The 14,238-nt window shown below is 48.5% G+C and carries 16 protein-coding genes; 4 read left to right on the plus strand and 12 right to left on the minus strand.

Annotated features, from left to right (window positions below; translation table 11 throughout):
- A partial coding sequence (locus tag AC4MRN_RS14120) for an amino acid--tRNA ligase-related protein (RefSeq protein WP_491203619.1) occupies window positions 1-406 on the minus strand: 406 nt, incomplete at its 3' end.
- A 49-nt stretch (window positions 407-455) separates the two neighbouring features.
- Window positions 456-1,025 (minus strand): elongation factor P, encoded by a 570-nt coding sequence (gene efp, locus AC4MRN_RS14125; protein ID WP_073325315.1) that lies wholly within the window; start codon window positions 1,023-1,025, stop codon window positions 456-458.
- Between the two features lie 34 nt (window positions 1,026-1,059).
- Here efp and epmB point away from each other — a divergent pair, with 34 nt between their 5' ends.
- Window positions 1,060-2,112, plus strand: coding sequence for an EF-P beta-lysylation protein EpmB (epmB, locus tag AC4MRN_RS14130; RefSeq protein ID WP_491203620.1), 1,053 nt, complete (start codon window positions 1,060-1,062; stop codon window positions 2,110-2,112).
- Here epmB and AC4MRN_RS14135 read toward each other — a convergent pair.
- Window positions 2,103-2,294 (minus strand): putative motility protein, encoded by a 192-nt coding sequence (locus tag AC4MRN_RS14135; RefSeq protein ID WP_073325313.1) that lies wholly within the window; start codon window positions 2,292-2,294, stop codon window positions 2,103-2,105. The two genes, epmB and AC4MRN_RS14135, sit on opposite strands and share 10 nt — an antisense overlap.
- Before the next feature lie 113 nt (window positions 2,295-2,407).
- Here AC4MRN_RS14135 and AC4MRN_RS14140 point away from each other — a divergent pair, with 113 nt between their 5' ends.
- A complete protein-coding gene (locus tag AC4MRN_RS14140) occupies window positions 2,408-2,719 on the plus strand; it encodes a primosomal replication protein (RefSeq protein WP_073325312.1) in 312 nt (103 codons plus the stop codon).
- Between the two features lie 27 nt (window positions 2,720-2,746).
- Here AC4MRN_RS14140 and AC4MRN_RS14145 read toward each other — a convergent pair whose 3' ends face one another.
- The 7 genes from AC4MRN_RS14145 to nudF form a co-directional block, all read right to left on the minus strand.
- Window positions 2,747-4,039 carry a hypothetical protein gene (locus tag AC4MRN_RS14145; RefSeq protein ID WP_491203621.1) on the minus strand — a complete coding sequence of 431 codons (1,293 nt, stop codon included), beginning with the start codon at window positions 4,037-4,039 and terminating at the stop codon, window positions 2,747-2,749.
- A 25-nt stretch (window positions 4,040-4,064) separates the two neighbouring features.
- Window positions 4,065-4,715 carry an HAD family hydrolase gene (locus AC4MRN_RS14150; protein ID WP_491203622.1) on the minus strand — a complete coding sequence of 217 codons (651 nt, stop codon included), beginning with the start codon at window positions 4,713-4,715 and terminating at the stop codon, window positions 4,065-4,067.
- 29 nt (window positions 4,716-4,744) lie between these two features.
- A complete protein-coding gene (gene parE, locus AC4MRN_RS14155) occupies window positions 4,745-6,637 on the minus strand; it encodes a DNA topoisomerase IV subunit B (protein WP_491203623.1) in 1,893 nt (630 codons plus the stop codon).
- Between the two features lie 131 nt (window positions 6,638-6,768).
- The gene (locus AC4MRN_RS14160; protein WP_491203624.1) at window positions 6,769-7,353 is read right to left on the minus strand and encodes a YqiA/YcfP family alpha/beta fold hydrolase; all 585 of its coding nucleotides are present in this window, start codon (window positions 7,351-7,353) and stop codon (window positions 6,769-6,771) included.
- Window positions 7,350-8,081 carry a metallophosphoesterase family protein gene (locus AC4MRN_RS14165; protein ID WP_491203625.1) on the minus strand — a complete coding sequence of 244 codons (732 nt, stop codon included), beginning with the start codon at window positions 8,079-8,081 and terminating at the stop codon, window positions 7,350-7,352. The genes AC4MRN_RS14160 and AC4MRN_RS14165 overlap by 4 nt, the downstream gene beginning before the upstream one ends.
- A complete protein-coding gene (locus AC4MRN_RS14170; RefSeq protein ID WP_370240274.1) occupies window positions 8,078-8,476 on the minus strand; it encodes a DUF1249 domain-containing protein in 399 nt (132 codons plus the stop codon). The genes AC4MRN_RS14165 and AC4MRN_RS14170 overlap by 4 nt, the downstream gene beginning before the upstream one ends.
- Window positions 8,477-8,519: 43 nt before the next feature.
- Window positions 8,520-9,140, minus strand: coding sequence for an ADP-ribose diphosphatase (gene nudF, locus AC4MRN_RS14175; protein ID WP_491203626.1), 621 nt, complete (start codon window positions 9,138-9,140; stop codon window positions 8,520-8,522).
- A 313-nt stretch (window positions 9,141-9,453) separates the two neighbouring features.
- Here nudF and tolC point away from each other — a divergent pair, with 313 nt between their 5' ends.
- On the plus strand, window positions 9,454-10,824 hold the full coding sequence (gene tolC, locus AC4MRN_RS14180) for an outer membrane channel protein TolC (RefSeq protein ID WP_255051969.1): 1,371 nt from the start codon (window positions 9,454-9,456) through the stop codon (window positions 10,822-10,824).
- A 45-nt stretch (window positions 10,825-10,869) separates the two neighbouring features.
- Here tolC and AC4MRN_RS14185 read toward each other — a convergent pair whose 3' ends face one another.
- Window positions 10,870-11,040: a hypothetical protein gene (locus AC4MRN_RS14185; protein WP_370165074.1), complete on the minus strand. Its 171-nt coding sequence runs from the start codon at window positions 11,038-11,040 to the stop codon at window positions 10,870-10,872.
- 83 nt (window positions 11,041-11,123) lie between these two features.
- Here AC4MRN_RS14185 and AC4MRN_RS14190 point away from each other — a divergent pair, with 83 nt between their 5' ends.
- Window positions 11,124-11,933, plus strand: a complete 810-nt coding sequence (locus AC4MRN_RS14190) for an ion transporter (RefSeq protein ID WP_490402645.1) — start codon at window positions 11,124-11,126, stop codon at window positions 11,931-11,933.
- 62 nt (window positions 11,934-11,995) lie between these two features.
- Here AC4MRN_RS14190 and prsT read toward each other — a convergent pair.
- Window positions 11,996-14,238 (minus strand): XrtA/PEP-CTERM system TPR-repeat protein PrsT (prsT, locus tag AC4MRN_RS14195; protein WP_491203627.1); only part of this gene is annotated, 2,243 nt, incomplete at its 5' end.

Consider the following 14,238-nt stretch of genomic DNA (forward strand, 5'->3'; position numbering starts at 1 on the left):
CCTTCAACAGGTCGCTGACTTCCTGCATAAGCGCATGGTGATCAAACCCAACCCGATACCACTCCAACATGGTGAATTCGGGATTATGCCAACGTCCCTGCCCTTCGTGCCGATACGCTTTGCCCAACTGATAAATGCAGGTTTTATACGCTGATAATAAGCGCTTTAACGCAAATTCAGGCGACGTTTGCAAATACAAGGTTTCTGGTTTACCTGAACTGCTGTGATTGAATTCACAGGAAAAGGCATCCAGATGCACATCTGTTACCGTGCCGTGAGATAGCGTCGGCGTATCCACTTCCAGTACGTTGCGTCTGGCAAAAAACTGGCGAATTTGCTGATACAGTTCAGCGCGTGCTTTAAGTGCTTGTAACGATGCGGTAGGTTGCCAGGCAGGCTTTGACATGCAGAATGCTCAGGAATAAGCGCAGGCAAGGTGCCTGCGCAATACATAGTTATTTTTGTGCGCGTGACACATATTCACCGGTACGCGTGTCTACTTTGATCACTTCACCGGTTTGAATGAATAAGGGTACACGAACTACCGCACCGGTAGACAGTGTCGCAGGCTTGCCACCGGTTCCTGCCGTATCGCCTTTCAGGCCAGGGTCAGTTTCGGTGATTTCCAGCTCTACGAAGTTGGGTGGTGTTACCGTAATAGGTGAACCATTCCACAGTGTGATGGTACAAACGTCGTTTTCTGCCAACCACTTAATGTTCTCACCTACCGCTTTTTCGTCTGCTGCGATTTGTTCGAATGTTTCATTGTTCATAAAGTGGTAGAATTCACCGTCGGTGTACAGATAAGCCAGTTCCGTATCCATTACGTCTGCGCCTTCAACTGATTCACCCGAGCGGAAGGTTTTTTCCAGCACTTTGCCAGAAATAAGCTTACGAATTTTAACGCGGTTAAACGCCTGGCCTTTACCCGGCTTAACATATTCGTTTTCTAGAATGTTGCATGGCTCGCCGTCGAGCATGATTTTCAGGCCCGCTTTGAACTCGTTAGTGCTGAAATTAGCCATAATTCCTCAATAACACTGATAGGTTTTAGTTTTAGTGGCGCAAATAATACAAAAAAATCGCTTAACTGTAGAGCAAAACTGGCAAAAAGAATTGGCCATGAGCTTTACTGATCCTATTTCATTGCTGCAGTACCTTCAAATCGACAGCAGCGATTTTGCTGCTGACGCCGAAGCACGCCGTTTATTTCCCATGCGCGTGCCGCGCCATTTTGCCCGTTTGATGGAAAAAGGTAACCGTCACGATCCGTTGTTACTTCAGGTTCTGCCTGACCGCAAAGAGTTCTTAACGCCTCCGGGGTTTGTATTGGATCCACTGAGCGAACACGATACCGCCGGTCGCGGCCTGCTGCATAAATATAATAGTCGCGTACTTATGATCGTGCGAGGTGGCTGTGCGGTAAACTGTCGTTACTGTTTCCGTAGGCATTTTCCTTATAGCGACAACAGCTTGTCGAAACAGGAATTTGCCGCGCATATCGACTACCTTGCGGCCAACAGTCAAATCAATGAAGTCATTTTTTCCGGCGGCGATCCATTGATGGCGAAAGACACACATTTGGCTGACATGGCCCGGCAAATTGCCGACATCAGTCACATCAAACGCCTGCGGATCCATACACGACTGCCCGTTGTGCTACCGGAGCGATTGGACTGCGCCTTTTTTGACTGGTTCGCCACCAGCCCTCTGCAACGTATTCTGGTGCTACATGTCAACCACGCGAATGAGTTATCAGCTGAGCTAGTTAACCGTCTGGCAACGCTAAAACAGGCTGGAGTGACACTGCTGAATCAGGCCGTGTTACTGCGCGGTGTAAACGATACGGCTGACGCACAGGAAGCACTCAACGAAGCATTGTTTGACGCGGGTGTCATGCCTTATTACCTGCATACGCTCGACAAGGTACAAGGTGCGGCGCATTTTGATGTGACATTGGATGAGGCCAGAACACTGATGGCAGAAGTAATAAAGCGTCAGCCAGGATTTATGGTCCCCAAACTCGTTACCGAGATTGGCGGCCAACCTGGCAAAACGCCGGTCGACTTACGTCTTCATCCGCTGGAGCAAAGCCCCATTAATCACGCATAGGTATCGATGTTGGCGCCGATAGCCGGATTGGCGGATGTGGTTTTTGGTACGTCAGCGGCTGATTCCAGCAACTGAAGCGTAGCCTGGCCATCTTGCTTCTGCTGGTCTTTGGCCAGTTTCAGCGATGCCAACTCAAGCGACGCACCGGACGTTCCAGAGGCGTTTGCACCTTGAATATCCATACCAGTTTCCTTATTTGCTTGTAGCAATGTTAAAAAGTGGGCAGAATTGCCCACCTCATGGCTGTATCGGCCACACTTTAGTTAACTTTAATGAATTTTACAGGAGCGCTCACTTGGATTCTGTACATCAGCAATTACAAGAAACGCTGCAAACGTTATATCGCAAAGCGGTAGACGCCGACGCACGACTGGACCAGCTTCAGCAACAACAAAAAGGCAAGTTTGCGGCGATCTTTGCCGAAGACAGCGGCTTCACTACCCGCGCTAAACGCTTCTCACCGTATGTAGAAGAAATTGCGCAGGATTGGCAAGCGTTAAAAACCTTGCCAGAAGACGAAGCTAAAGCGGCACTGGTGCCGCTGGTAAAGAAAATTGAACTGGCGTTGGCCACACTTGGGCAGTTTACAGCCGTTTCTCAAAAATAACTTTGGGGCCTGCTTTTTGCTGACCAGCTAATTACCGGAGCCGGTGTTTAGCTGGTACAACGCCAAATTGTCGATGCGCTGCTGAATGTCGGCTACCTGTTTACGGTAAGCCGGACTGTCCACTTCAGTATAGCGACGACGAAATTCTGCTTTACTGAGTCCTTCAGGCAGACCACCGATATACGGCAGGATATCTCTTTCCCGAAGTCGCGCTTCTGCCATCGCCTGCACCTGTTGCGCGCTGTTAGGATCGCTGGCCACTCGGGCAAATGCCATACCCGACATATCGGCAGCCAAGTCCACAAAACTGTATCCACTGCCACCCATTGCCCGGTCCATTAATTCTTTAAACTCACCAATGGCCAGTGTCATATTTTGCTGAGACAGAATTTGTATGGCCGCTGAAATAGTAAAGTGTTTGGCTAAATCATTGCGTTGAGCCAGCACTGCAGGCGCTCTTGGCTCAGCAACATCACCAGGGGTGGGATGACTGGCGCCTACCAGTTGGGAAATTCGGTGGTCGCCAAGATAAATAGCCAGCGACAACAACGCGGCCTGGTTGTGTAGAACCGCAGTAGACTCATCACTTAAAGTGGCGGCTCGACTTAATACCAGATTAAGGTACTTGGCAATGGTTTGCGGCGTGGGTGAATTCCCCAGCGGAGAATCGTCTAAAAAGGCCAGATACGAAGTCGTCAATTCGCCTAACGGATCTTCGCCATCACTGATGTTTTCCCGCGCGACATCAATTTGTGCCAACAGCTCATCCAGCGGGCGCATATCCAGCGTAAGCTCCGCGTCTGTCATAGTAACGCGGGTAATTTGATTGGCAGCCGTGCTTGCAACATCGCTCTTTGTGAATTTATCCACCAGCCATACCGCAATATTCAGGGCGGTATCGCCGGGGATGATTAAACTGCCAATGCGAACATAGTCAATGTCGACGCCATCGGCAGGAAATACCTGAGCAGTCAGGTTGATAAATAAACTGTCTGCCGGCGCAGGCAGCGCCATACTGGCCTGAATTACCGTTTTACCCGGATCAATCTCCACTGCCCCCTGAAAGCCGGGCAAAGCTCGTTGTGCAAAACCCATAAGACTTTCAAATTGCGATTCAGAGATCAGGACTTTTTGCTGCGCGTGGCGGTCTTCGACACTGTTTTTTAGCTGCTTTAGCAGGTCCTTAACCGTGTCGGCATTGTCTACTTGCCGGGAAGACTCCCGTGTTACTATAGGTGACTGATCGAGGGTTAAAAATGCTAAACCGGCTATCACAATCAACAGCGTCAGCAGAATGATTAAAAATAATCGACGAAACATGTAAGCGCGACTCTCCGCTTCTGATTTATAAACAGTCTATTTCAGCACGAACCCAGTCAGACAGATTCGAATACTGGGCACTGGCAGCGCTAAAGTCATGCGTCTCTGACTGCGCTGTTGGAATAGCAACACAACGCAACCCTGCCTCAACTGCCGCTTTGAGGCCATGCTCGGTGTCTTCAACTGCCATCGCCTCAGACGCCGACAGACCCATTTCGTTCAGGGCTTTTAAATAACAATCCGGCGCCGGTTTACTACGCTCCACATCTTCGACTGCAACGACGCACTCAATGATGTCTTCATAGCCGTAGCATTCCATAGTGCGCATAACTGATAACCGGCTCCCGCCAGTGACAATCGCTAGCCGCAACCCTTTGTCCTTACAGCGCTTCAGCGTATCGTCAGCACCAGGCATTAAAGGGAAAGGGCCTTTCATAAGGTGCGCTTTTGTAAGTAATTGCTTACTTTCAGCCAATTCTTCAGCAGAAATAGGAAGCTTGAAGTCCCTTACGGCATCAATCGCATTCTGCGGAACCGGAATACCGGCCATGACGTCATTGTAGTACTGTTCGGTAAGTTCAACCTGAAACGGGCGGAGCACTTGTTGCCAGAGGGCAAAGTGCACCGCTTCTGAGTTGATCAGTGTACCGTCGTGGTCAAATAGAATTGCTTTCAAATCGTTGCTCATCCCTGATAGTGAGGTGGTTACACCACCTCTGCCATATTGCCTTTGCTTTCCAGCCACTGTTTGCGGTCGCCGGAGCGCTTTTTGGCCAACAGCATATCCATCATTTCTAACATGTCGTCGGCATCGTCAGCGGTAAGCTGTACCAAACGACGGGTGTTCGGATCCATGGTCGTTTCGCGAAGCTGCAATGGGTTCATCTCACCCAGTCCTTTGAAGCGTTGTACGTTAACCTTGGCTCTGCGCTTTTCCGCTTCAATACGGTCTAGCACGCCCTGCTTTTCAGCTTCATCCAACGCGTAAAAGACTTCCTTGCCCACGTCAATTCGAAACAGTGGCGGCATGGCAACATACACATGACCAGCATTTACCAGGGTGCGGAAATGACGTACGAACAAGGCGCACAACAATGTTGCAATGTGCAGCCCGTCTGAATCGGCATCAGCCAGAATACAAATTTTACCGTAGCGCAAGCCCGACAAATCATCTGAGTCAGGATCAATGCCCAGCGCTACCGAGATATCATGAATTTCTTGTGAACCCAGAATCTGACTGGAGTCGACTTCCCAACTGTTCAGGATTTTACCGCGCAACGGCATAATGGCCTGGAATTCACGGTCGCGGGCCTGCTTTGCAGAACCACCCGCTGAATCCCCTTCCACCAGGAACAGTTCAGAGTGATTAATATCCTGCGACGAGCAGTCAGTAAGCTTACCTGGCAACGCCGGGCCCTGCGTCACCTTTTTACGGGCGACTTTCTTGTTCTGACGTAAACGACGCTGTGCATTGTTAATACACATTTCGGCCAGCGCTTCAGCGACATCGGTATGTTGGTTTAACCACAAACTAAATGCATCTTTTACCACGCCAGACACAAACGCTGACGCCTGACGCGAGGACAGCCGCTCTTTCGTTTGCCCGGCAAACTGTGGGTCATGCATTTTAGTAGACAAAATATAGGTACAGCGGTCCCAGATATCATCGGGGGTGAGTTTCACGCCACGAGGCATGAGGTTCCTGAATTCGCAGAATTCCCGCATGGACTCAAGTAAGCCTTGGCGCAAGCCGTTGACATGCGTTCCGCCCTGGGCCGTTGGGATCAGGTTAACGTAGCTTTCAGTGACCAGGTCACCGCCTTCAGGCAGCCACATTACAGCCCAGTCCGCCGCTTCACCATTACCGCTAAAGCTACCAGTAAACGGCACGTCTTCCGGCACGGTAATAAATTCTTTCACCGCGCTTAACAGGTAATCCTGTAACCCATCTTCGTAGAACCACTCGTGGGTTTCTTTGTTTACCTTGTCGTCAAATTTAATCCGCAATCCCGGACACAACACAGCTTTTGCACGTAGATTGTGGCGCAGGCGGGATACCGAGAACTTGGCAGAATCGAAATACTGCGGATCTGGCCAGAAACGAACACTGGTACCTGTGTTGCGGCGTCCGCATGTGTCGATAACAGACAGGTCTTCGGTTTTATCGCCGTCACCAAAGGCAATGAAGTACACCTGGCTATCGCGTCGAATGGTCACTTCCACCCGGGTAGACAGGGCGTTAACCACCGAGATCCCTACGCCGTGCAAACCACCGGAAAACTCGTAGTTTTTATTTGAAAACTTACCACCCGCGTGCAGCTTGGTCATGATCAGTTCCACACCCGAGATGCGTTCTTCGGGGTGAATGTCTACAGGCATACCGCGACCATCGTCAACCACTTCCAGCGACTGGTCTTCATGCAGAATCACTTTGATATTCGATGCGTGGCCCGCCAGCGCTTCGTCCACACTGTTGTCGATAACCTCCTGTCCCAGGTGATTTGGGCGAGCGGTATCGGTATACATTCCCGGGCGGCGTTTTACCGGCTCCAGGCCGTTTAACACCTCAATTGCATCAGAATTATATTGATTCGACATAGTTGTGATTGTTCTTCGTTGTCTGGTGTCTGTATTAGTCAGTGCTTAAGCTTAGCTGTAGAAGCCGGGCTGAAAAACTGCGTTGTTTTCATCGATGTTATCAGGCGCTTAGAATAAGCGCAATTTCGTCATTATAGCGACAACAAAAACGCCATAATGGCGGGTAAATGCTGATCGTAATTGACGAAGCTGTGGTCGCCGCCTTCCTCTACTACAACATCTGCGCCCTGATAGTGTTCTACTGCCAACCGGTAATCCAGTGTTTCGTCGCCGGTTTGCAGCAGCACTTTAAAATGCGCAGGGTTAGTAATAACCGGCACATAGAGCTGCTTAATATGCTCAATGTCAGATTGCTGAAGCGTAAACTGCTTGTTGGTGTAAGGGTTAATGTGGTCGCCCAAATAGCCGGCCAGTAATTCAAACGGACGAACCGCAGGGTTGATCAATGCTGCTTTGCCACCGAACTTTTCCATTAACCAGGTCGACAGGTAGCCGCCCATGGAACTACCAATCACTTTTAGTCCGTCTTGAGTTAACGCAGGGTTTTGCGCTATTAAAGTTAATAGTTGTTCCTGCAATTGTGCGGGATGATTCGACAACTCCGGACACACAAATTCGATGTCAGGATACTGTTCAGACAAATAGCGACGGGTTTGCTGCGCTTTTACCGACAGCGGGGAACTTAAAAATCCGTGTAAATACAATATGGCACTCATGCCACTCTCCGTATTTCAGTGTGTAACGTTGAAGTTGATAAATCGAATACCCGAAAGCCTGGCGCCGTCTCGTCCAGACCAAACGCTTGGGTTAATGCCCATTGCCAACAGGTCGACGGCACGCCCAACACAGGCGTGTTGGCTAACTTAGCTTGGTATTCAGCGTGAATGTGACCGTGCACAACTGCCTGCACCGGGTTTCGCGTCAGCCAGCGTTCCAGTTCCGGCACGCCATGCAAGGCGTGTTTGTCCATCCAGCTTTGGGTTGCAACCGGGTGGTGATGAATTGCCAGCAAGTGCTGTTTATTTGCATGCTTTTGCATTTGTTCGCTGACTTGCTCTAGTTGTATCGCATCTATTTTTCCCAGTGTACCCATTGAGCGCGTATCGAGTCCGTGGATACACCATTCCCCCAGTAGCCAGCAGTTATCAGGCGTGAGTAACCAGGGAGACAGTAAGGTATCAAAATGCCTGTTATTGTCGTGATTACCGGCAATCACTTTTACGGGTATATCGGGTAAATGTTGATTAATAGCCTGAATAAAATGCTGATAACTTTGTTCAGAATCATCGCCGCTAATATCGCCGGTTACTAACACTCCGTCGACATCCAGCGATGCAACTGTCTTCAGTATGGCCTCCAAACTCTGTAGTGGATTGATGTTGCCATAGCCACTTCGTGCCGGGCTTTCGAGTAAATGGCAGTCAGAAATTTGAATCAACGTCATTGAGGTTGAGCGATAGGCTGGGCATCGTGGTTAAGACAAAAGTGCAGCCACTCCGTGAGGAACAAGTTCACCATGTGCTTTTCGTTGCGCAAGCGCATCTTCGCATTGGGGTATTCGTAAGAAGGAGCTAGCGCGCCGGCATTCTGACTTGATGTGACTTCAGCCATTCTGGCATCGTGATACAAGCGCACTGTCATGGCTGGTTTCATGAAGTCTGGGGTGGCAACATCCACCTGCTCTATTGCTAATGTACTGGTATAGCGCGCAGATTCGATGATTTGAATTTGATAACTCAGGCCTTTACCTGCGCTGAAGCGGTAAACCAGCTCTTCAGTGTCACAGTCTGGCAGCATCGACAACAAATGTACGTAATTACGCTCGCAGATTGCCTGCAGCGTGGGAAGGTTAGGTACATATTTACGCAATGGAGTTACCACGTTATTGCCAGCTCGCCAGTAAAGAGTGTTTATTCATAAAGAACCATTGTAACGCAATAATGGCCGCCGCGTTGTCTATTTTGCCGTTTTCCAACCACTCACGCGCGTCTTTTTCTGCTACCCGGTGCACTAAAATATCTTCTGATTCATAGGCTAAACCGTGTACGCCTGACGCTTTAGTGGCGTCTGTTTTGGCCATATAGATATGCAATCTTTCCGTTGTTCCGCCCGGGCTTGCCAGATAACTTAGCGCTTTAGACAGGTGTGTTAATTCAATGCCCGCTTCCTCAGCCGCTTCGCGGTGACATACCGACTCCTGAGTCTCTCCTTCATCGATAATCCCGGCAATGACCTCAATGAGCCAGGGTGTGTCAGAGGTAGCCATTGCTCCCATACGGACCTGCTCAATGAGTACGAATTCTTCTGTTTCAGGATCATAAGGCAGTACGGCGACGGCATGCCCCCGCTCAAACATTTCCCGCTTGACGACGTCACTCCAGCTACCGTCATACTTTTTATGGCGGAACTCATACAGCATCATGGTAAAAAAGCCTTCGTATAACGGCTTTTTATTCAGAATTTCGATGTCAGCTGAGTTGAAACGCTGAATTTTCGCTTTCATTGCATTCTCTTTTATTAGGTAAACCGGTTAATATACGAATTTGATCATTTACGATCATCCGTGTATTTATAATTTAAGTAATACACATTGAGTGGGCATAACACATATTCTGTTACACTTGCTCAAGCTCTGTTACGTCTTATAAGTATCTTTTAGTCGTTGACTTACTTAGAGTACGGAGCAGATCATGGAATCGTATTCAATGGCGTTGAGGTGCGCGTTACACGAAGTAACTTTTTGCACCTTACCACCGTAAAAACAGTCCATCAACACACCTTGGATACGCAAAACAATTGAGATTGAAGGCGCACAAATGAAAAAAACACTGATATCACTAATGCTCGGTTTCGGGATGACTACACCGGTATTAGCCGATAGTTTATTGGAAGTATATCAACAAGCCCTTGCAAACGATCCGGTAGTAAATCGTGCCAAGGCGCAACGTGATGCCGCTTACCAGGGGATCCCTCTAAGCCGTGCTGCGTTACTTCCACAAGTTTCAGGCTCTCTGGGCTACTCAAAATCATCGCGTGAGACGACGCAGACTATCCAGGTAGACAATGACGACGGCTCTACCGGGTTCAACATTGTAAACGTTGATATCGACAGTAACTCAACCAGTTACGGTATCGATTTGAACATGTCATTGTATGATCACTCAAACTGGTTAGGTTTAGACCGCGCAGAACTTACCGCCGAACAAAGCGACGCCACGTACGCAGCCGCAACGCAAGAACTCATCGTTCGCACCGTGACTGCCTACCTGAACGTATTACGCGCCCAGGATAACCTCAACTTTGTCCAGGCAGAAAAGCGCGCTATCGAGCGTCAGCTGGAACAGACTAAACAGCGCTTTGAAGTGGGCCTGACGGCGATTACTGATGTTCACGAAGCACAGGCCAATTACGACAGTACCGTTGCTCAGGAAATTGTTGCAGAAAATCAGATTGAAATGGCGCGTGAAGCTCTTCGCGTGATCACGGGTAAATATCACGACCGTTTGTACGTCCTGAATACAGAACGCTTTACGGCAACCGCGCCGACTCCGGAAAGAGTAGATGGCTGGTTGAGTATTGCTGAAAATGCCAACCTGACACTGTTAGCACAGCGTCTGGCTCTGGACGTAGCGAAAATGGATATCGACATCGCGACTGCGGGTCACTATCCAACCGTTGGCTTAAGTGCGTCTTACGGTGCATCTAAAGGCACTACGGAGTCACCTTTCTTCAGAAACAGTACGCCATTCTTCGACAGCCAAAGCATTGGTGTGTCTGTAAATGTACCTATTTATCAAGGTGGTTCTGTCTCGGCTCAGGCTGACCGCGCGCGTGATTTGTACGTATCGTCAAGTCAGGATCTGGAACTGGCCTACCGTCAAACAGTTCAGTCTGTGCGCAGCTCCTTTAACGATGTTAAAGCCTCTATTTCTACCATTCGCGCTTTAGAACAGGCAGTTGTGTCAGCTGAAAGCGCATTAAAAGCCACTGAAGCAGGTTTTGATGTAGGTACACGTACCATTGTTGACGTGTTAAACAGTACCCGTAATCTGTTCAACGCTCGCGCCAACCTGTCGGGTGCGCGTTACGATTTTATTCAGGCCATGGTAACTCTTAAGCAAGCAGCGGGTAACCTGAAAGCTGAAGATATCGAGTTGTTAGAACAAGGTATGAAAGCGGCGGATTAATTCTTCGCCGGAGCTTAATTACAAAAGCGCCCTGTTGGGCGCTTTTTAGTTTATGTGCTGTGCTTCGAAAGTATCTGACAGAGTTTCCAGGTCTTCTAAAATATCTTCCATTACCACCTTTAACGCTTTTATTTCATCAACGCTGGAAGAGTAGTTATCTAATTGGTGATTCAAACGGGATAATTTAGCTTGCAAACTCTTATTGCTCTCGTCCATGATACAGCCTGCTCCTGATGGAAGTGATTTACACTTAAGTATAATCCTAAATAGTAACAATTCTCAACATTTACACTTCAACTATGCAAGCCTCACAACTACAAAATCGTTTTGAAAAAATACGCTCTAACAAAGCGTTTGAGCTATTTGTTATTGGCGTCATTCTGTTTTCGGCCCTGTTAGTAGGTGCCAAGACATACGACATGCCCAGTACTGTTAACCAGATCACCAATCTGCTTGATTGGTTTATTAGTGCATTTTTTCTGGTTGAGCTGACCATTCGTTTTTTAGCCGAACGAAGAAAACTCGATTTTTTCAAAAGCTTCTGGAACTGGTTCGACACCATTATTGTTCTGGTGAGTCTGTTGCCACTGGAGAATAGTGACACAGCATTAATTGCGCGTCTGGTGAGGGTTTTCAGGGTATTGCGGATGATTTCAATTATCCCTGAACTACGCATATTGCTGGTATCGCTAATGAAAGCCTTGCCGCAGCTTGGGTATGTCATGTTGCTGATGTTTATCATCTTCTACATCTACGCAGCGATAGGCAGCACCCTGTTTGAACAAATCAACCCGGTGCTTTGGGGTGACATCACTATCTCGCTACTGACCTTGTTCCGGGTAATGACCTTCGAGGACTGGACCGATGTTATGTACGAAACCATGAAGGTCTACCCTCTCAGTTGGTTCTATTACCTGAGCTTTATTTTCTTTACCGCCTTTGCCTTCCTTAACATGGTCATTGGTATTGTGGTTAACGTGATGGAAGAAGAAAACGCCAAGGCCTGGCGTGAAGCGCACAAGGACGAGCCTACGTTAAAAGACATCGCTCAGCAGTTGGCTGCACTGGAAAAAAAATTGGACCAAAGCATAAACAACAAAGCTGAATAAAGTAACGTTTATGTCCAGCACAAAAAAACGCCCGGCTTAACCGGGCGTTGCTTTTTTTTAGATTAAATATTGTAGGTTTTCTTCAGCTCGGCGACACGCGCTTTCGACTCTTGTGTTTCGAATACCCTGCTGCCAAGGCGTCTGTTTGCCAGCGTTTTCAAATCCATCTTCAGCAGTAACTCGACGTAGTTAAGGAACACTTCGTCACTGCGCACGTTGTCGTCCACAATGCCGTCGTATACCTCTTTAGCGTCTTCCATTTCTCCCTGAGCAACCAGGATCTGCGCTAAGGTATCGGCAATTTCAGGCGCATTGGGAATCACTTTAAGTGCCTGACGAGCGTGCTTTTCGGCGTCGCTCAACATGCCTTCTTCCAGCTCCAAAAATGCCAGGTTGTTCAGCGCAATAGCATTATCCGGCCAATCTTTTACAACCTTGCGATATTCGGTTATTGCGCCTTTGCGGTCTTTCGGAATCATTCGCTCAGCGTATAACAATCTGGCCTGCAGGTTGTCGGGGTTGTTTTCCAAAAACGTGTTTAATAACGCGAATGACTTGTCGTTATTTCCCGTTAACTCATATGCCGCCATAATGACTAACAAATTACGGGTGCTGGGGATTTCCTCATAAGCCGCCAGAGCATTGGGCACAGCATCCGCGTAGTCTTCGCGATAAATTTGCAGACGGGCTTCTACACCACGGACAAATGGCAGCATCCGTTCTTCTGCCGTCAGCTTGTTAAGAATAGCCTCCGCTTCTCGAATTTGACGCAGCATGGCGTGCAAGTACGATTTTACGATGTCGATTTGGCGATCCGGGCGTTTCTCAAGGAATTTCTTGGTCACATCCAACGCGTCTGCAAATTTATTTTGCACATCCAGGATCATCACCAGGCCCAGGGTTGCCGTTTTGTTATTTGGCGATACCTTCAACCATTCTGAATACAGCTCTTTGGCTTCATTCACTTTGTTGTTCGCAAGCAACAGGCGGCCTTTAGTATCCCAATAGGGCATTGGCACGTCATAGCTTTGCGGGACTTTGTTTATCGCGCTCAAGCCTTCTTCGTAGCGATTTTCACTCAACAAAACACGCGCAAGCACAATGTTAGGTGTGACCGAGTCGGGATTACGCGAGGCTATTTCCTTTATGTAATCAATGCCTTCATTCGCTTTGCCAGCTTGCTTCATGATCATGTAATACATGGCCAGCGCCGACTGGTGCGTCGGTTCGATATCCAGAGCCTGCTTCAGATAAGACAGCGCCTCATCGACTTTTTTCTGATTTAGCGAAATAGACACGCGCTGCAATTTAGCTTTGGTGTTTTGCGGGTCCAGTGACTCGGCAGCTTCAATGGCTTTTGTTGCCGCATCAAAGTCATTCTTTAAAATGCTCACCTGCGCAATGGTCAGCCAAGGCTCCGGGTTTTGGGGTTCCTTTTCCTTCCACTCTTGCGCAACGCCTAAGGCTTTATCGAATTGCTTGGTCGCGATGTAAGCATTCGCCAGGGTCTGTTGTCCGCTTGACACCTCGGGCGCTTTTTTCACCGCTTCTTCCAGATTCAGAATGCCATCTGCATCGTTTAATGAAAGTTGCAGGACCCCTATTCGGGTTAAATCCTCAGCCGTTGTTGCCAGTTCTGCCGAACGCTCAATCATTGTCTGTGCATCAACAACATTGCCGTCTTGCAGTAGTTTGTAGCCCGCTTTAGAAAACAGGGTAGCATCGGTACTGAAATCACCATCTACGCGACTTAGTACATCCAGCGCTTCCTCGTTATTGCCTTGATATAAAAGGCTATCGGCCAGCATACGTAACGCAGGGTGGGTCTTGGGCAGATTCGATGCAATCATCGATAAATGGCGCGTAGCCGCTGCGTAGTCTTTCAACTGATAGGCACTGTAACCGCCTACAAGACGAGCCAGAGGATCGGTTCGCCCACCCTGAATGGCCGTTTCTACGTGTTTCAACGCACTGGCAAACTCACCGGCTCTAACTTCGATAACCGCTTTGTACTGGTTCAGAAGCGGATTGCCTGCGCTCTTGGTCAGTAATTTATCTACCAGTGGTTCTGCTTCGTCATAACGCTTGTTGTCCATCAACAACGCAGACAAAATAAACGAGGTTTCAGCATCTTCCGGATACGCTTTTACATAGGCCTGATAAGCTTCAATCGCCTGATCGGGCTTCTCCAGATACAAATTCAGGCGTGCTAACAACTGCAGTACATTTTTATTCAATGGTGACTGTTCGCGAAGTGCCTCTACCTGAGTGAGCGTTTTCTCGTACTGTTCATCCAGCATGCTTT

This window comes from Marisediminitalea sp., from assembly GCF_984433645.1.